This window comes from Pseudomonas protegens, from assembly GCF_013407925.2.
Taxonomy (GTDB): Bacteria; Pseudomonadota; Gammaproteobacteria; order Pseudomonadales; family Pseudomonadaceae; genus Aquipseudomonas; species Aquipseudomonas fluorescens_AP.
The window spans coordinates 2,106,991-2,125,190 of sequence record NZ_CP060201.1 but is presented as its reverse complement, the minus strand read 5'-3'; the positions used below and the strand labels follow the sequence as shown (position 1 = coordinate 2,125,190).

Annotated in this window: 16 protein-coding genes; 13 read left to right on the top strand and 3 right to left on the bottom strand. The window is 65.5% G+C overall.

Translation table 11 applies throughout. The features are described from left to right. Window positions 1-95 precede the first annotated feature (95 nt). From GGI48_RS09980 to GGI48_RS09940, 9 genes are all read left to right on the top strand, one after another. Complete coding sequence (locus GGI48_RS09980; RefSeq protein WP_016964760.1) at window positions 96-482, top strand: CidA/LrgA family protein; 387 nt, start codon at window positions 96-98, stop codon at window positions 480-482. Further along, complete coding sequence (locus GGI48_RS09975; protein ID WP_047301809.1) at window positions 472-1,158, top strand: LrgB family protein; 687 nt, start codon at window positions 472-474, stop codon at window positions 1,156-1,158. Before GGI48_RS09980 ends, GGI48_RS09975 begins: the two co-directional genes overlap by 11 nt. Window positions 1,159-1,303: 145 nt before the next feature. After that, a complete protein-coding gene (locus GGI48_RS09970) occupies window positions 1,304-2,086 on the top strand; it encodes a class II aldolase/adducin family protein (protein WP_016965845.1) in 783 nt (260 codons plus the stop codon). Further along, the gene (locus tag GGI48_RS09965; RefSeq protein WP_016965844.1) at window positions 2,086-2,988 is read left to right on the top strand and encodes an alpha/beta fold hydrolase; all 903 of its coding nucleotides are present in this window, start codon (window positions 2,086-2,088) and stop codon (window positions 2,986-2,988) included. Before GGI48_RS09970 ends, GGI48_RS09965 begins: the two co-directional genes overlap by 1 nt. Before the next feature lie 167 nt (window positions 2,989-3,155). Beyond that, a complete protein-coding gene (locus tag GGI48_RS09960) occupies window positions 3,156-4,067 on the top strand; it encodes an SDR family oxidoreductase (protein WP_016965843.1) in 912 nt (303 codons plus the stop codon). 162 nt (window positions 4,068-4,229) lie between these two features. Then, window positions 4,230-4,589: a hypothetical protein gene (locus tag GGI48_RS09955; RefSeq protein WP_016965842.1), complete on the top strand. Its 360-nt coding sequence runs from the start codon at window positions 4,230-4,232 to the stop codon at window positions 4,587-4,589. A 488-nt stretch (window positions 4,590-5,077) separates the two neighbouring features. Further along, the gene (locus GGI48_RS09950; protein WP_047301813.1) at window positions 5,078-6,868 is read left to right on the top strand and encodes a DUF1302 domain-containing protein; all 1,791 of its coding nucleotides are present in this window, start codon (window positions 5,078-5,080) and stop codon (window positions 6,866-6,868) included. A 24-nt stretch (window positions 6,869-6,892) separates the two neighbouring features. Continuing rightward, window positions 6,893-8,260: a DUF1329 domain-containing protein gene (locus GGI48_RS09945; RefSeq protein WP_179598084.1), complete on the top strand. Its 1,368-nt coding sequence runs from the start codon at window positions 6,893-6,895 to the stop codon at window positions 8,258-8,260. Between the two features lie 149 nt (window positions 8,261-8,409). Beyond that, on the top strand, window positions 8,410-10,965 hold the full coding sequence (locus GGI48_RS09940; protein ID WP_179598082.1) for a LuxR C-terminal-related transcriptional regulator: 2,556 nt from the start codon (window positions 8,410-8,412) through the stop codon (window positions 10,963-10,965). Between the two features lie 10 nt (window positions 10,966-10,975). Here GGI48_RS09940 and GGI48_RS09935 read toward each other — a convergent pair whose 3' ends face one another. Beyond that, entirely contained in the window at window positions 10,976-11,776 is an 801-nt protein-coding gene (locus tag GGI48_RS09935; RefSeq protein ID WP_179601964.1) for an IclR family transcriptional regulator, read from the bottom strand. Window positions 11,777-11,943: 167 nt separating this feature from the next. Between GGI48_RS09935 and hmgA the strand changes: the two genes are divergently transcribed. From hmgA to GGI48_RS09915, 4 genes are all read left to right on the top strand, one after another. Further along, window positions 11,944-13,248 (top strand): homogentisate 1,2-dioxygenase, encoded by a 1,305-nt coding sequence (gene hmgA / locus GGI48_RS09930; protein ID WP_179598080.1) that lies wholly within the window; start codon window positions 11,944-11,946, stop codon window positions 13,246-13,248. A 3-nt stretch (window positions 13,249-13,251) separates the two neighbouring features. Next, the gene (fahA, locus tag GGI48_RS09925; RefSeq protein WP_179598078.1) at window positions 13,252-14,556 is read left to right on the top strand and encodes a fumarylacetoacetase; all 1,305 of its coding nucleotides are present in this window, start codon (window positions 13,252-13,254) and stop codon (window positions 14,554-14,556) included. An 11-nt stretch (window positions 14,557-14,567) separates the two neighbouring features. Continuing rightward, window positions 14,568-15,206, top strand: coding sequence for a maleylacetoacetate isomerase (gene maiA / locus GGI48_RS09920; protein ID WP_016968016.1), 639 nt, complete (start codon window positions 14,568-14,570; stop codon window positions 15,204-15,206). 137 nt (window positions 15,207-15,343) lie between these two features. After that, entirely contained in the window at window positions 15,344-16,711 is a 1,368-nt protein-coding gene (locus tag GGI48_RS09915) for an MFS transporter (RefSeq protein ID WP_179598077.1), read from the top strand. A gap of 6 nt (window positions 16,712-16,717) precedes the next feature. On the opposite strand, the gene GGI48_RS09910 is transcribed toward GGI48_RS09915, so the two are convergent. Both GGI48_RS09910 and GGI48_RS09905 read right to left on the bottom strand, forming a co-directional pair. Then, window positions 16,718-17,185: a GNAT family N-acetyltransferase gene (locus GGI48_RS09910; RefSeq protein WP_047301823.1), complete on the bottom strand. Its 468-nt coding sequence runs from the start codon at window positions 17,183-17,185 to the stop codon at window positions 16,718-16,720. A 190-nt stretch (window positions 17,186-17,375) separates the two neighbouring features. Continuing rightward, complete coding sequence (locus GGI48_RS09905) at window positions 17,376-18,179, bottom strand: SirB1 family protein (RefSeq protein WP_016968022.1); 804 nt, start codon at window positions 18,177-18,179, stop codon at window positions 17,376-17,378. Window positions 18,180-18,200 lie beyond the last annotated feature (21 nt).

The following is an 18,200-nucleotide window of genomic DNA, read 5'->3' as shown; positions in this document are numbered from 1 at the left end:
TGGTAATTCCAGATTGGAATGGTTTCGAGTCTAACAATTCGCTTCGGTGATGCGGGGGCTTTTCATAAAATGGGCCCCTGAGAGGACCTGACCCCATGAACATTTCCACCTGTAAACGCCTGAGCCGCCTGATTGGCGAACTGGCGGTGCTGCTGGCCATCTATTTTCTCGGTTGCCAACTGGCCACCTGGCTGCCCTGGCCGATTCCCGGCGGGGTCATCGGCCTTGGGCTGTTGCTGCTGGCCTTCGCCCTGGGCTGGGTCAAGCCGGCCACGCTGCAACTGGGGGCCGGCCTGCTGATGGCGGAGATGCTGCTGTTTTTCATTCCGGCGCTGATGAGCCTGCTGGATTACGGCAGCCTGCTGCGCGAGGAGGGCTGGCGGATCCTGCTGGTGATCGGCATCAGCACCTTGCTGGTGATGCTGGTGACCGCGCTGACCGTGGAATGGGTGTGCCGCTGGAGAATGCGCCATGAAGCTTGAGCTGATGCCGATGTTCTGGCTGGCCCTGACCCTGGGGGCCTATCTGTTCAGCCGCTGGATCTATCGGCGCACCGGGCGCTACCTGCTGTCGCCGCTGATCCTGGTGCCGGCCCTGTTGCTAGCGATTGCCGTGCCGCTGCACACCGCCTACGCCGAATATGCCGCCAACACCCACTGGCTGATGCTGGTGCTGGGGCCGGTGACCGTGGCCTTTGCGATTCCCATCTGGCAGCAGCGGCACCTGCTGATGCGCCACTGGTCGGCCCTGCTGCTGGGCATGCTGGCGGGCAGCGCCGCGTCCATCGGCAGTTCCTTCGGCCTGGCGAAGATGCTGGCCCTGGACAGCTCGGTGACGCTGTCCCTGGTGCCCCGTTCCATTACCACGCCGTTCGCCATGCCCCTGGCCCATGACCTGGGCGGCGTGCCCGAACTGACGGCGGTGTTCGTGATGTTCACCGGGGTGTTCGGCGCCATGCTTGGCGGTGTGCTGCTGCGCTGGCTGCCCCTGCGCAGTGCCCTGGCCCGGGGCGCCTTGTTTGGGGTGGGGGCCCACGGAGCTGGGGTCAGCCGGGCCCATGAAGTCGGCGGCGAGGAGGGCTCGGTGGCCGGTCTGGTCATGGTCCTGACCGGGCTGTTGAACCTGTTCGCCGCCCCTTTGCTGGCGTCGGTGCTTTGACGTGAAACCCTCGCGCCAGAGCCTTTTTTCCGGCTGACCCGCTCGGTCATCAAGCTGGCTGGCAATGCAACTCCGCCCGCGCTTCGGGCTGTCTAGACTCTGAGGGTCCTCTCCTCCAATAAGAACCGTCACCGAGGTCCTTGCCGTGAGCTCAGCCCCCGTTCAATCGACAGCGAGTGTGAAAAACCAGGTCAGCGCCATCGAGTGGCAAACCCGCCTGGACCTGGCCGCCTGCTACCGCCTGGTGGCGATGCATGGCTGGGACGACCTGATCTTCACTCACATCTCCGCCAAGGTGCCGGGCACCGAAGACTTTCTGATCAACCCGTTCGGCATGATGTTCCACGAGATCACCGCCTCCAGCCTGGTGAAGGTCGATCAGGCCGGCAACAAGCTGATGGACAGCCCCTACGAGATCAACCCGGCCGGCTACACCATCCACAGTGCCGTGCATGCGGTGCGCCACGATGTGCTCTGTGTGCTGCATACCCATACCGCCGCCGGGGTTGCCGTGTCGGCGCAGAAGCAGGGGGTGCTGCCCATCAGTCAGCAGTCGCTGTTTGTCCTGTCGAGCCTGGGCCATCACCCCTATGAAGGGGTGGCCCTGAACCCCGAGGAGAAGGTGCGGCTGCAGGCCGATCTGGGGGACAACAACTTTCTGCTGCTGCACAACCATGGCTTGCTGACCTGCGGGGCCAGCATCGCCGACACCTTTCTGATGATGTTCATCTTCCAGCGCGCCTGCGAGATCCAGGTGCTGGCGCAGGGCGGCGGCGCCGAGCTGATGGCCATTGCCCCATCCATCCTGAGCGGGGCCAAGGCGATGATCGCCGGGGTCACCCGCAGTGCCCAGGGCATGGGCGGGGTGCTGGCCTGGCCGGCCCTGCTGCGCAAACTCGATCAACTCGACCCGGGTTATAAACTCTGATGCCTATTGCCGAGATTCCTCTTTGTGTCTGGCGCAAGCGCGGCAAGGACTTCGAGTTCCGCGGCCGGCGCATTCGTTACTGGGTGGCGGGGCATGGCGAGCCGCTGCTGTTGATCCATGGTTTTCCCACGGCCAGCTGGGACTGGCATTACCTGTGGCAACCCCTGGCGCGGCGTTATCAGGTGATCGCCTGCGACATGCTCGGCTTCGGCGACTCGGACAAGCCCCTGGAGCACGAGTACAGCCTGCTGGAGCAGGCGGACTTGCAGCAGGCGCTGCTGGCTCAGGTGCAGGTCCGCCAGCCGGTGCACCTGCTGGCCCATGACTACGGCGACAGCGTCGCCCAGGAGCTGCTGGCCCGGCACTATGAACAGCGGATCGCGATTGCCAGCTGCGTGTTTCTCAATGGCGGCCTGTTTCCGGAAACCCATCGCCCGGTGCTGACCCAGAAGCTCCTGCTCAGTCCGCTGGGCTGGATGCTTGGGCGGGCCTTCAGCCGCCACGGCCTGGCGAACAGCTTCCGACAGATCTTCGGCCCCCAGACCCGGCCCAGCGAGTCGGTCCTGGACGATTTCTGGAGCCTGGTGCACAGCAACAACGGGCCGCGCATCCTGCACAAGTTGATCGCCTACATCCCCGAGCGGCGCGCCCAGCGCGAGCGTTGGGTCAGTGCCATGCAACGCGGCGAGGTGCCGCTGCGGGTGATCGACGGCGCCCAGGACCCGATCTCCGGGGCGCACATGGTGGAGCGCTACTGCCAGTTGATCCCCGAGCCGGACACCGTGCTGCTGCCGGGCATCGGCCATTACCCGCAGATCGAGGCGCCGCTGCCGGTGCTCAAGCATTACCTGGGCTTTCGCGACAGGCTGCCATCGCCATCGCGTCAGGCCGTGGGCTCCTGAACGCCGGGGCCACGCCGTGGCCCCCAGCAGGAGCCCGCCCTTGAGCGCTCGGGGCGATTATCCCGCTGTCTTATTGCGCACCATTCAGGTCCGGACGTTTTTATTGTGACCGCCGCCCGGCTGCCCGACACTCGACCCATTGTCCATTGGCCCTGCGGGAGTTCGGTATGAGTGAGTCTGTGCGCTTGGAAGACAAAGTAGTGATCATCACCGGAGCCGGCGGCGGCCTGGGCCGGGCCCATGCGCTGCTGTTCGCCAGGCACGGGGCCAAGGTGCTGGTCAACGACCTGGGGGGCTCGGCCCAGGGGGAAGGCGCCAGCGCCACGGCGGCCGATCGGGTGGTGGCACAGATCCGTGAGGCCGGAGGCATCGCCGAGGCCAACCACGACTCGGTCACCGACGGCGACAAGATCGTGCAGAACGCGCTGGATGTGTTCGGCCGGGTCGACGTGGTGGTCAACAACGCCGGCATCCTGCGGGACAAGACCTTCCACAAGATGGACGACAGCGATTGGGACCTGGTGTACCGGGTGCATGTCGAAGGGGCCTACAAGGTCACTCGCGCCGCCTGGCCGCACCTGCGGGACCAGGCCTACGGCCGGGTGATCTTCACCGCTTCGACATCCGGTATCTACGGCAACTTCGGCCAGTCCAACTACGGCATGGCCAAGCTCGGCCTGTACGGCCTGACCCGGACCCTGGCCATCGAAGGGCGCAAGAACAACATCCTGGTCAACGCCATTGCCCCCACCGGTGGCACGCGGATGACCGAGGGGCTGATCCCGCCGCAAGTGTTCGAGCAGCTCAAGCCGGAACTGGTGAGCCCGCTGGTGGTGTACCTGGGTAGCGAGCAATGCCAGGAAACCTCCGGCCTGTTCGAAGTGGGCGGCGGCTGGATCGGCAAGGTGCGTTGGGAGCGCAGCCTGGGCGCCGGTTTCGATCCACACCAGGGCTTTTCGCCTGACGATGTGGCAGCGCACTGGCAGCAGATCTGCGATTTCGAGGGGGCGGCCCATCCCAAGGACAACATCGAGGCGCTGAAGGAGATGATGCAGAATCTGCAAAAATACGCCCTCTGACGCTCCGTGGGGAAGCCTTGTCCGGCGCTGATCGGCAGGCACTTTTTCCAGGCTTGAAAGCCGCCAGGCAATGACCCGCCGCAGCCTGGGCCGCGGCGGTTTTACTCCTGTGGCGTTCGTCTCTATGCTCGACGGCTGGCGAACGCACAAGGAGCGCTTGAGATGTATGAATCAAAGGATCAGCCGGTACTGTCGCGACTGCTGTTTATCCGGCGTCTATGTGTTCACGGCCTGGTGGTTCTGGCCCTGATCAGCTTTTCGGTGTTGCTGGGTATCAGCGGTCTGCTGTACTTCGAGCAGGACATTTCCTTTCACGACGCCCTGTATGACGCGGCCATGATTCTCGGCGGCATCGGGCCCATCAACATGCCGCAAACCCCTGGCGGCAAACTGTTTTTTGCCACTTACGGGCTTTACACCAACCTGGTGTTCGCCGCCACGCTGGGCTTGATCCTGTCACCGGTGGCGCATCGTCTGTTGCACAAGTTTCATTACGACGAAGGCGATGACGACAAGTTGTAAGTTCAACGCGGCCGTGGTCTTGCGCGCATAAAAAAGGCCGCTGCAAGAGCAGCGGCCAAAGTAAGACGTTAGATCAAGGAGCTACAAAATCAACGTCGGTGAACCGGGTGTCGCGACCTGAACCCAAACCCTTCAAGCCGCCTGGAAACTGATTCGGGGAACCCGGGTACCGGGTACTTCCCTTGGCAGTGGCGTGGTGCTGTTTGCCGTGACTGCGGGGCAAGAATAAGCCCTGGCCCGCCTTGGAAAAATAGCGATTCAGGACAAGGACTGTTACAGCCTGAGCAACAGTTCGAGGTGGCCGCCCGAGAACCGCATCGACGCCCCTGATGGGGCCGTATCCAGCCCGTGGATAGGCCGCTGAAGCGCCCCTGAGGCAAGGGCATTCATCCTTTCGAGCGACAACGCGAATACCTCCTTGGTGCGCTTATCGACCGTGCTACCCCGGCAGTAGGGTGAGTTCTCCTGTCACTCACCGGGGAAGACGCATGACAAGAACAACAATGCGCGCCATCTTCACACCGCAGGCGCTGGCCGCCGCGGTAGCACTGGGCTGCTGCAGCCAGGTGCAAGCGGTTTCGTTCAACATCGGGGAAATCGAAGGGCAGTTCGACTCGTCGCTGTCGGTCGGCGCCAGCTGGGGCATGCGCGATGCCGACCGCAAGTTCGTCGGTACGGTCAACGGCGGCACCGCGCAGTCTTCCACCGGTGACGATGGCCGCCTGAACTTCAAGAAGGGCGAGACGTTCTCGAAGATCTTCAAGGGCCTGCATGACCTGGAGCTCAAGTACGGCGACACCGGGGTCTTCGTGCGCGGCAAGTACTGGTACGACTTCGAACTCAAGGACGAAGACCGCGAGTTCAAGCCCATCAGCGATCACAACCGCAAGGAAGGCGCCAAGTCCTCAGGCGCGCAGATTCTCGACGCCTTCGTCTACCACAACTACTCCATCGCCGACCTGCCGGGCACCGTGCGCGCCGGCAAGCAGGTGGTCAGCTGGGGCGAGAGCACCTTCATCGGCAACTCCATCAACAGCATCAACCCGGTGGACGTCTCGGCCTTTCGCCGCCCGGGCGCCGAGATCAAGGAAGGCCTGGTGCCGGTGAACATGCTGTTCGCCTCCCAGGGCCTGACCAACCAGCTGACCGTGGAAGGCTTCTATCAACTGGAATGGGACCAGACCGTGGTGGACAACTGCGGCACCTTCTTCGGCAACGATGTGGTGGCCGATGGTTGCACCACCGGCTACACCGTCGGCAGCCCGGCGATCGCGCCCCTGCAACCGGTCGCCGCGGCGTTCGGCCAGGGCTTTCAGGTGTCCCGTGAAGGGGTGATCCTGCCCCGCGGCGGCGACCGCGATGCCCGTGATTCCGGGCAGTGGGGCGCCGCCTTGCGCTGGCTCGGCGACGACACCGAGTACGGCCTGTATTTCATGAACTACCACGCCCGCAGCCCGGTGGTCAGTACCACCACCGCCAATGTGAGTCCGGCGACCCTGGGGGCGATTGCCGGGGCTGCCAACGGCATCGTTCCCGGTTCCGGCAGTGGCCTGGTGCAAAGCGTGATGCTCGGCCGTGGCCAGTACTACCTCGAATACCCCGAAGACATCCGCCTGTACGGCGCCAGCTTCTCCACCACGCTGCCCACCGGCACCGCCTGGACCGGCGAGATCAGCTACCGCCCCAACGCCCCGGTGCAGGTCAACACCAACGACCTGACCCTGGCCCTGCTCAATCCGATTGCCGGCGGCGCGGCGTCGCCGATCAAGACCGCCCTGGGCGCCGACAACACCGGCTACCGGCGCAAGGAAATCACCCAGATCCAGAGCTCCATGACCCAGTTCTTCGATCAGGTGCTGGGGGCCGATCGCCTGACCCTGGTGGGCGAGGCGGCGATCGTCCGGGTCGGCGGCCTGGAGGACAAGAGCAAGCTGCGCTACGGCCGTGACTCGGTCTATGGCCAGTACGGCTATGGCGGCGATACCGGCGGTTTCGTCACCGCCACCTCCTGGGGCTATCGCGCCCGGGCGATCCTCGACTACAGCAACGTGATCGCCGGGATCAACTTCAAGCCCAACCTGTCCTGGTCCCATGACGTCAACGGCTACGGTCCCAACGGCCTGTTCAACCAGGGGGCCAAGGCCCTGAGCGTCGGGGTCGATGCCGACTACCGCAACACCTACACCGCCAGTCTCAGCTACACCGACTTTTTTGGCGGGCGCTACAACACCCTCACCGACCGGGATTTCCTCGCGTTGAGCTTTGGCGTGAACTTCTGAACCGGCACAAGAAGGAGCACTTGAATGCGCAACATGATTCTGCAATGCAGCGCCCTGGCACTGGGTCTGTGGGCGGCCAACCTGATGGCCGCGGTGAGCCCGGAAGAGGCCGCCAAGCTGGGCACCAGCCTGACTCCCGTGGGCGCGGAGAAGGCCGGCAACGCCGATGGCTCGATTCCGGCCTGGACCGGCGGCATCCCGAAGAACGCCGGCGCGGTGGACAGCAAGGGCTTTCTCGCCGACCCGTTCGCCAATGAAAAGCCGCTGTTCATCATCACCGCGGCCACCGCGGACAAGTACAAGGACAAGCTGTCCGCAGGGCAGTTGGCGATGTTCAAGCGTTACCCGGACAGCTACCGGATTCCGGTCTACCCGACCCATCGCAGCTTCGGCCTGCCACCGGAGATCTACGAGTCGGCCAAGCGTAGCGCGCTGAACGTGACCACCACCAACGACGGCAACGGCCTGGCCAACTTCACCGGCAACCGCTACTACGCCTTCCCGATTCCGAAGAACGGCATCGAGGTGCTGTGGAACCACCTGACCCGCTATCACGGTGGCAACCAGAAACGCATCATCACTCAGGTCACCCCGCAGACCAACGGCAGCTATACCTCGATCCGTTTCGAGGAAGAGATCGCGGCGCCGCCGATGATCCCTGATCTGGAGCCGGCCAAAGCGGCCAACGTGCTGAACTTCTTCAAGCAGTCGGTGACCGCCCCGGCGCGGCTGGCGGGCAACGTGCTGCTGGTTCATGAAACCCTGGACCAGGTCAAGGAGCCGCGTTCGGCGTGGATCTACAACGCCGGCCAGCGCCGCGTGCGCCGGGCCCCGCAAGTGGCCTACGACGGTCCGGGCACCGCCGCCGACGGCCTGCGCACCTCGGACAACTTCGACATGTTCTCCGGCGCTCCCGATCGTTACGACTGGAAGCTGGTGGGCAAGAAGGAGATGTACATCCCCTACAACAGCTACAAGCTGGACTCGCCGAGCCTCAAGTACGACGACATCGTCAAGGCCGGGCATATCAACCAGGACCTGACCCGCTACGAGCTGCACCGGGTCTGGGAGGTGGTGGGCACGGTCAAGCCGAACCAGCGGCATATCTACGCCACCCGGCACATGTACATCGACGAGGACAGCTGGCAGGTGGCCCTGGTGGATCACTACGACGGTCGTGGCCAGCTGTGGCGGGTCGCCGAAGGTCACGCGCAGTACTACTACGACCATCAGGTCCCGGCCTACACCCTGGAAGCCCTGTATGACCTCAACGCTGGTCGCTACCTGGCCCTGGGCATGAAGAACGAGGAAAAGCACAGCCTGGAGTTCGGCTTTGCCGCCAAGGCCGCCGACTACACCCCGGCCGCCTTGCGCGCCGGCGGGGTGCGCTAGGCGCGAGTGACGCACGAGGTTGAAAGGCGACCGTCCGGTCGCCTTTTTTATGGCGGGGGATCAGCCCGCTGAATACTTCTTCAACAGGTCGAGAGGTCGGGGCTAGGGTGGGGGCACGCTGGCTAAAACTATAAAAAAGGCTTGCCGCAATGACTGCCATGACTCGTTGTCCAGAGCGTCCCGGGTTCATGCCCCGTTTGTCCTCCCATCATGCTCCACGCCGCCACCTGAGTGAGCCCCTGCTGCTCTCCAGCGCGCGGGTCAAGTTGTTGTGCGCCCCCGCCGGCAGCGGCAAGACCGCGCTGCTCAGCGAATGCCTGCAGCAGGCCCCCGAGGGCTGCCGGGTCATCTGGTTGCCCCTGGGCGGCGCGCGGCAGACCCCCGAGGAGCTGTGTCGCGCCCTGGCCTCGGCCTTGGGCCTGGCCATGGCCGAACCGGCAGCGCTGCTGGCCCATCTGGCGCAGCTGTCGGGCCCGGCCTGGCTGTGTATCGATGACTATTGCCGGCTGCCGGCGGCCGATCTGGACCTGCTGCTGGACCGCTTGCTGAGCGTCGACAACCCCGTACTCACCTGGTGGATCGGCAGCCGCCGCCGACCTCAATGCAACTGGCCACGACTGTTGCTGGACGACCAGCTCTACGAACTGGACGGCAGCGCCCTGGCGTTCAGCCAGAACGATATCGAGGGTTTGCTGCAACGCCTGCCGCAACCCTTGTGTACGCAAACCGCCAGCCGCGTCCTGCAACGCAGCGGCGGCTGGTGCGCGGGGGTGCGTATCGCCTTGCTCGACGGCAGCGAGCGGGTCACCCAGCCCTGCAAGCCCGGGCGCCCCAACACCTTGCTCGAATACCTGGAGCACGAGCTGTTCAGCGTGTTGCCCGCGGAACTGGCGGAAGTCTGGCAAGTGCTGGCCCATATGCCGCGGTTCAATGCCGAGCTGTGCGAGCACCTGTTTGGCGCCGGAGAAGGGGCCCAGTACCTGCGCACCCTGCAGGACCTGGGCTGCTTTATCGAACCCTGGGAAGGCGGTGCCGACTGGCTGCAGGTGTTTGCGCCCCTGGCCCGGCTGATGCGCGATGAAGCCTGGCCCACGGCGCGCTCCTGGCATCGCCGGGCCTGTCAGTGGTTTACCGCTCAGGAGGATTGGCAGTCGGCTTTTGAGCAGGCGCTGCTGGCCGAGGAATATGAAGTGGCGGTCAGCCTGCTGGAGCATTTCAATATCGAGTTCCTGTTCCAGCGCCTCAATGGCTTGCTGTTGTTGCAACTGCACGAGCGCCAGGGCGCCGAGCTGTTGCTGGGCAGTCCGCAGTTACTGGGGCTCTTGGCGGCGGCCATGCTGTTTGCCGGACGCTTCGAACAGGCCGAGCAGTGCATGGCCCAGATGGCCCGTTTCACGCCGCAACCGTCGGCCGCCGAACAGCGTCAGCTACTGGCCCGCTGGCAGGCGCAGCAGGGCTGGCTGTTGCACCTGGGCGGGCGCATGGAGGCCGCGCGGCAGCATTTTCGCGAAGCCTTGAACGCCTTGGACGACAGCGCCTGGACCACCCGCCTGCTGTGCCTGTCCGGGCTGACTCAGCAAGCCTTGCTGTGTGGCGAGCTGGACGTGGCCCAGTCCCTCAATCGGCAAGCCCTGTGCCTGGCCCGGGCCCAGGATGCGCTGCTGTTCGAAGGCCTGCTGGAGCTCGACCATGCCCAACTGCTGGAACAGCGCGGCGCGCCGCATCGGGCGCAGAGCCTGCTGGAACAGGTGATCGAGCGCTTGTCCGGGCAAGCACTGCGGGCCACGCCCTTGCTGGGGCGCCTGGCCTTGCGCCTGGGGCGTCTGGCCCTGCGTCAGGGACAGGATCAGCAAGCAGCCGGGTATTTTCGCCGTGGCCTTGAGGATTGCCTGATCAGTCATGACAAGCGCGCCTTGTACGGCTTTCTCGGTGAGGCCCAGTTGGCGGCCAACCAGGGCGACTACGCCCAGGCCTTCGTCCGCCTGCGAGACGCCGAGCGACTGATGCAGCAACGGCAGATTCCGGACAGCGTCTACCGTGGCGTGCTGTTGCAGGTCAGCAGCCAACTCTGGCTGCAGCAGGGGCGGGCGGATCTGGCTCACGAAGCCCTGAGCCGGGTACTCCGGCATTATCGCGGGCCCCAGGCACTGCAGGCGCCTCCGGCCAGTCTGGAACTGATCCCGAGTATCGAATGCCTGCTGGTGCTGGCCGAGGTGCATCTGGGACGGGCCCAGGCGCCGGTGGCCACCTTGCAGGGGCTGCTGGCCCGGGCTCGGCGCCACGGCATGCTGGGGCTGGAGGTCCAGGTGCAACTGGTCCTGGCCGAGGTGGCCTTCAGGCTCGACGATCAGGCTCTGGCGGCCCAGGCCCTGGAGGCCGGGCAGGCCCTGGCGGCGCGGTGCAATCTGCCCCACGCCCTGCACGAGTTGCGCCTGCGGCAACCGGGCTTGCTGCCGCCAGCCGACAGCTCGCCCGCCCTGGCGGCCCAGGCGCCGCCAGAGCATCACGAGAGCCTGCTCAGCCTGCGGGAGTTGCAGGTGCTGCAATTGATAGCCCAGGGCTGCTCCAACCAGCAGATTGCCGAGCAGTTGTTCATCTCTCTGCACACGGTGAAGACCCACGGTCGCAGGATCCACAGCAAGCTGGGGGTGGAGCGGCGCACCCAGGCCGTGGCCAAGGCCCAGGCCCTGGGGCTGATGAGCTGAGGGGCGCTGGTTACTCGGGCTGCGCCTGATAGCCCATGCGCCAGCTCACGGCGGCGCTGGCCGCCAGCAGGCGCTGGGCCGCCGGCCCATGTTCATCGGCGTGAAACAGCGAAGTCGGCCCCACCACGGTCAGCACGGCGGCAATCTTGCCGGTGGCATCGAACACCGGCGCCGACAGCGCATCGACCCCGGGCATGAGCAGGCCGTGGACATGGTGCAGGCCGCGCTGGCGAATCTGCTCCGCCAGTGCATCGTGGACCTGCGGGTCGGCCAGGGCATGGGGCGCGCCGCTGGCCAGTTCCTGCTGGCGCAGATCGAGGGTTTCCCGGTGTGGCAGGTAGGCGTTGAACACCAGCCCGGTGGATGAACTGAGCAGCGGCAGCACCGAGCCCAGTTGGGTGACCACGGTCACCGCGCGCACCGCCGGCTCGATGTGCACCACGGTCGCGCCCTGGTTGCCCCATACCGCGAGGAAACAGGTTTCGTTCAATTCATCGCGCAGCTCCGCCAGGGGCAGGGCGCCGACTTTCAACACATCCATGCTGCCCAGGGCCGCCAGGCCCACGCGCAGGGCTTCGCGGCCCAGGCCGTAATGATTGGTGGCGCTGTTCTGCTCGGCAAAGCCGCTGGCGATCAGCGCCTGCAGGTAGCGGTGCACTTTGCTTGCGGGCATTTGCACATGTTCGGCCAGGCGCGAAAGCGACGTGGCCGGTGACAGTTCGGCCAGGGCCTTGAGGATGTCGGTGCCGACTTCGGCCGAGCGGACTTTCTGTTTACCGGTGCTGTCGCTGGTGCTGCGCGGCTTTTCCATGGAGGTGTCGGGGTCCCGTGACAAGTGGCGGTCTTTATAGCTTGACGCTCCTAGGCAATCAAATTACGTTATGCGTAATTGGATTACGATAAAAACAACCCAGGCGTGCCGATAACTCTTGCGAAGGAGTGGTGGGCCCCTGCCTATTCCAACTTCCAGGAGGCTCCATGAACCTCGATTCTTCGGCGTCGGCCCTCAGCTACCAATCGGGCTTCGGCAATGAATTCGCCAGCGAAGCCCTGCCGGGCGCACTGCCCATCGGTCAGAACTCCCCGCAAAAAGCCCCCTACGGCCTTTACGCCGAACTGTTTTCCGGCACCGCCTTCACCATGACCCGCAGCGAAGCCCGGCGCACCTGGATGTACCGCATCCAGCCTTCGGCCAAGCACCCGGCCTTCGCCAAGCTGGCGCGGCAACTGGCGGGCGGCCCGTTGGGTGAGGTGACCCCCAACCGCCTGCGCTGGAACCCGTTGCCGATTCCAAGCGAGCCCACCGACTTCATCGATGGCCTGGTGGCCATGGTGGCCAACTCCGCGGCGCAGCATCCGGCGGGTATCAGCGTCTATCACTACCGCGCCAACCGTTCCATGGAGCGGGTGTTCTTCAACGCCGATGGCGAACTGCTGCTGGTGCCGGAACTGGGCCGCTTGCGCATCGTCACCGAGTTGGGCGTGCTGGCGCTGGAGCCGCTGGAAATCGCCGTGCTGCCGCGCGGCCTGAAATTCCGCATCGAGCTGCTGGACCCGCAAGCCCGTGGCTACGTCGCCGAGAACCACGGTGCGCCACTGCGCCTGCCGGACCTCGGGCCGATTGGCAGCAACGGCCTGGCCAACCCCCGTGACTTCCTGGCGCCGGTGGCTCATTACGAAGACCTGCGCCAGCCCACCACGCTGGTCCAGAAGTACCTTGGCGAACTCTGGGGCTGCGAGCTCGACCACTCGCCGCTGAACGTCGTCGCCTGGCACGGCAACAACGTGCCGTACAAATACGACCTGCGCCGTTTCAACACCATCGGCACGGTCAGCTTCGACCACCCGGACCCGTCGATCTTCACCGTATTGACCTCGCCCACCAGCGTGCCGGGCCTGGCCAACCTGGATTTCGTGATCTTCCCGCCACGCTGGATGGTGGCCGAGAACACCTTCCGTCCACCGTGGTTCCACCGCAACCTGATGAACGAGTTCATGGGCCTGATCCAGGGCGCCTACGATGCCAAGGCCGAAGGCTTCCTGCCCGGCGGGGCGTCGCTGCACAGCTGCATGAGCGCCCACGGCCCGGACGGCGAAACCTGCACCAAGGCGATCAACGTCGAGCTGCAACCGGCCAAGATCGACAACACCATGGCCTTCATGTTCGAAACCAGCCAGGTGCTGCGCCCGAGCCAGTTCGCCCTGGAGTGCCCGCAGCTGCAGAACGACTACGATGCTTGCTGGGCCTCGCTGCCCGTCACCTTCAACCCGAATCGGAGATAACCCATGACCTTGCCCACCATCACCCGTAGCTGGGTCGAGTCCGCCAACGGTCACCCCGACTTCCCGTTGCAGAACCTGCCCCTGGGCGTTTTCAGCACCCAGGGTTCGGCACCCCGCAGCGGGGTCGCCATCGGCGAACAGATTTTCGACCTGGAAGCGGCGCTGGACGCCGGCCTGTTCGAAGGCCAGGCCAAGGCCGCGGTGCAAGCCGCCCGTGGTGGTCAGTTGAACGCGTTCTTCCAGCTTGGCCGCCCGGCCCGGGTCGCCCTGCGTGAGCGCCTGCTGGAACTGCTCGGCGAAGGCAGCAGCCTGTGCAGCAAGATCGAGGCACTGGGCGCGAAACTGCTGCCCCTGGCGGCCGATTGCCAGATGCACCTGCCGGCCAAGATCAATGACTACACCGACTTCTATGTCGGCATCGAACACGCGCAGAACGTCGGCAAGCTGTTCCGCCCCGACAACCCCCTGTTGCCCAACTACAAGTACGTGCCCATCGGCTACCACGGCCGGGCCTCGACCATCCGGGTTTCCGGTGCCGACGTGCGCCGGCCCAAGGGCCAGACCCTGCCGGCCGGGCAGAGCGAGCCGACCTTCGGCCCCTGCGCGCGCCTGGACTATGAACTGGAGCTGGGCATCTGGATCGGCCAGGGCAACGAGATGGGCGAGCCGATCGCGATTGGCGACGCCGCCGAGCACATCGCCGGTTTCTGCCTGCTCAACGACTGGTCGGCGCGGGATATCCAGGCCTGGGAATACCAGCCGCTGGGCCCGTTCCTGTCGAAAAGCTTCATCACCAGCATTTCGCCCTGGGTGGTGACCGCCGAAGCCCTGGAGCCGTTCCGCCAGGCCCAGGCGCCGCGCCCGGAAGGCGATCCGCAACCCTTGCCTTATCTGCTGGACAAGCGCGACCAGGCCGCTGGCGGCTTCGACATCGAGCTGGAAGTGCTGCTGATCACCCAGGCCATGCGCGAGCAGGGCTTGCCGGCCCACCGCCTGACCCTGAGCAACACCCAGTACATGTACTGGACCGTGGCGCAGATGGTCGCGCATCACAGCGTCAACGGCTGCCAGTTGCAGGCCGGTGACCTGTTTGGTTCAGGCACCTTGTCCGGTCCGCAAAGCGGCCAGTTCGGCAGCCTGCTGGAGATCACCGAAGGCGGCAAGAAACCCATCGAGCTGGCCTCCGGCGAGGTGCGCAAGTTCCTCGAAGACGGCGATGAAATCATCCTGCGCGGGCGTTGCCGCCGCGAAGGTTTCGCCTCCATCGGCTTCGGCGAATGCCGTGGCACGGTCCAACCGGCACGTTAAGGGAGAGCCCCATGCAGCTCTATACCTACTACCGTTCCACCGCCTCCTATCGGGTGCGGATTGCCCTGGCCCTCAAGGGCCTGGAGTTCCAGGCGATTCCGGTCAACCTGCTGGTGCCCAAGGGCGGCGCCAACCGCCAGCCGGAATACCTGGGCATCAACCCCCAGGGCCGGGTGCCGGCGCTGCGCACCGACGACGGCGACCTGCTGATCCAGTCGCTGGCGATCATCGAGTACCTGGAGGAGCGTTATCCACAGGTGCCGCTGCTGTCCGAGGACCTGGCCAGCCGTGCTCGGGAACGGGCCGTGGCGGCGATCATCGGTTGCGACGTCCATCCGCTGCACAACTCCAGCACCCTCAACCTGCTGCGCGAGTGGGGCCATGAAGAAGAGCAGTTGCAGGTGTGGATCGCTCACTGGATCAGCCAGGGTCTGGCGGCCCTGGAGCAACTGATCGGCGATCAGGGCTTCTGCTTTGGCGAGCAGCCGGGGCTGGCCGATGTGTTCTTGATTCCCCAGCTGTACGCGGCCGAGCGTTTCAAGGTGCCGCTGGACGCCTATCCGCGGATTCTTCGGGTCGCGGCCCTGGCCGCTGCGCATCCGGCGTTCCAGGCCGCGCACCCGGCCAATCAGCCCGACACCCCGGCCTGACCTGCGCGCGGCCCCGGCATCCGGGGCCGCGCGGCATCTGCATCACCCGGGCCCCGCAATGGGGCCTGAGCGGTCACTACCGGTGATCGGCGCAACAGCGTTGCCCATAACCATAAAAACCGAACAGGTACCTTGCGATGCAAAATCAGATTGCCAGCTTTCGCGCGGCGCTCGACGCCCGCCCGGTGTCCCGCTACCAGTGGTTGCTCCTGTTGCTTCTTGCCTTGCTGTTGGTCACCGATGGCTACGATGCCCAGGTCCTGGGGTATGTGGTGCCGGCCCTGGCTCAGGACTGGGGCCTGGAAAAGGCCGCCTTCGGCCCGGTGTTCAGCGCCAACCTGCTGGGCCTGACCCTGGGCTCCCTGGCGGTGACGCCCCTGGCGGACCGTTTTGGCGTGCGCCGGATCCTGCTCTGTTGCGTGCTGATCTACGCCAGCCTGACGGTGCTGATGGTGTTCACCCGTTCCCTGGAAAGCCTGATGGCGGCGCGCTTTATCTGCGGCATCGGCATGGGTGGGGCGATGCCCAGCGCCATGGCGCTGATGTCCGAATATTCGCCGCCGCGCTTGCGCACCCTGATGGTCACCCTGGCCGCCTGCGGTTTCTCCTTTGGCGGCGCGGCGGGTGGTTTTGTCGCCGCCGGGTTTATCGAGCGCTTTGGTTGGCAGGTGGTGTTCCTCGCCGGTGGCATCACGCCGTTGCTGCTGTTTCCGTTTTTGCTCTGGCGCCTGCCCGAGTCCCTGCCGCGCCTGCTGCGGGACGCGCCGCCCTATGCGCGACTGCGCAAGCTCAGCGCGCAGATGCTCCCGGGTTGGCAGCCGCCGGTTGCCGTGAGCGGCGATGAGGCGCAGGCGGACAGCAAGCTCACGGTGCTGGAGCTGTTTCGCCACGGCTATGCGCGGCCGACCCTGCTGCTCTGGTCGACCTTTTTCGTCAGCCTGATCCTGCTGTATTTCATGATCAGCTGGCTGCCGACGTTGCTGCTGGAGAGCGGCCTGGCGTTGAAGCAGGCCAACCTGGTGACCTCGATGTTTCTTTTTGCCGGCACCCTGGGCGCGATTTGCATGGCCTGGTTCGCCGACCGCTTGAAACGCAAGGTGCGCTTGCTGGCGGCGGTACTCGCGGCGGCTGCGCTGTGCACCGTGTTGCTGGGGCTGAACCATGACAACCCGCGCTACCTGGTGCTGTTCGTGTTCGCCGCGGGCTTTTGCATCATCGGCGGCCAGCTGACCCTGAACGCCTTTGCCAGCAACTTCTACCCGGCCCAGGTGCGCGCTACCGGCACCGGCTGGGCCTTGGGTGTCGGGCGTTTCGGTTCGATCCTCGGTCCGCTGTTCGGCAGCCTGCTGCTGGCGATGCACATTCCGGTGCAGCAGATTTTCTTCTTCTGTGGGATTCCGGCTCTGCTCGCGGCGTTGCTGATCATTCAGGTGCGTTCGCCGCTGGCGGCCGCCTCCGGCGAGGCGGGGCCTGCCGCGCAAGGGGCTGCGCCCCTGAAGTCCTGAAGCCGCTCAGCGGGCCAGGTGCTTGAGCATCGGCACGCACGCCAGGGTCAGGCCCCGGGGCGACTGGTACTGGGCGATGCGCTCACCGACGAAACCGCAGCGGCGATAGAAGTCGGCGGCGTTCAGGGTCGAGTCCAGGATCAGGTGGGGCAACCCGGCCTGCAGCGCCTGTTCTTCGAGGTAGTCCATCATCCGGCGGCCAATGCCGCGCCCCATGTAGGCCGGGTCGACGAACACCGCGTCGACCTGGCCGGTCTCCAGGTCGAGCAGGCCGCTGGCGGTCACCTGGTTGTCGACGACGGCGACATGGCCGGTGTTCGCCACCAGCTCGATGAAATAGTCCGACAGTTCGCCATCGGTCCAGATCTTCAGGTCGGCCTCGGGATAGTGACCGGCGCACTGGTGGTTGATGGCCCGGTTGCGAATGTCGAAGACCCGCTGCGCGTCGCCGCTGTGAGCTTTTCTGATGAGCATGCTGAATCCGTTCCTTGGCGTGAGCCGCCCATCCTGCCAGAGCGCCGGCGTGGCTGTCATGCGGCCCTGGCCTGGATCCGCAACAGGCCCCAGCCGCTTGGCCATGTGCCGTTCAGGCGTTGCAGGTGTCGGGTGGTGTCCTGCAGTTGGTGTTTCATCCGGTCGCGGCGGGCGCGGGTGCAGCCGGGGTTCAGTGCACGATGGTGTTGGGCGGCAGGTGCCCCAGGCGCTCGGTCAGGCGCAGGCGCTGGATCGGATCGTCGCTGAGCAGCAGGGCGTGTTCCAGGTCAAAGCGCTCGGCGTTCGGGCATTCCAGGCGCTGGTAGAGGCTGGCCCGGGCCAGGTAGTCGGCGGCGCTGCCATTGCCCAGCTCCAGCACGCGTTCGGCGTTGATCAGGGCGCCCAGGTGGTCGTCGTAGGACAGGTGCAACTGGCGCAGGTTGCGCGACAGGCGCTGGAACATCTGCGTGGGCTCGGCGCTGACCAGGTGTTCGGCACTGAGCTTGATATGGGCGCCGTATTGGCGCTGCAGCAGTTCCCGGCAGTCGGCGGGGTACAGCCGGCGTCCGCCGCAAGGATCGAGCAAATGGTCGGCGCCGGGCACCCGCAGCAGGAAGTGCCCGGGGAAGTTCACGCCCACCAGGGGAATCTGCAAGCGATGCGCCAGCTCCAGGGCGATCAGCGCCAGGGCCAGGGGCTGCCCGCGGCGCGACTCCAGGACCTTGTCCATCAGCGCCGCCTGGGGCCGCAGGGGCAGGTGTTCGTCTTGTTGAAAGCCCAGGTCGTTCATCCGCCGCAACAGCGGCTGGCCCAACTCGTTCGCCGGCAACGGGGGCAGGCTGTTGCCGATCTGCAGCTGGATATCCTTGAAGGCTTCCAGCTGGCGTTCGGGGACCAGTTGCGGTGCATGTTCGGCGGCGATCCACAGCGCCGCCTCCAGCAGAGCGGGTGGCGAGCGGTGCAGGCAGGCGAAAAAGGCTTGGCGCGGGTTCATCTCAACCTCCGACGGATGCCT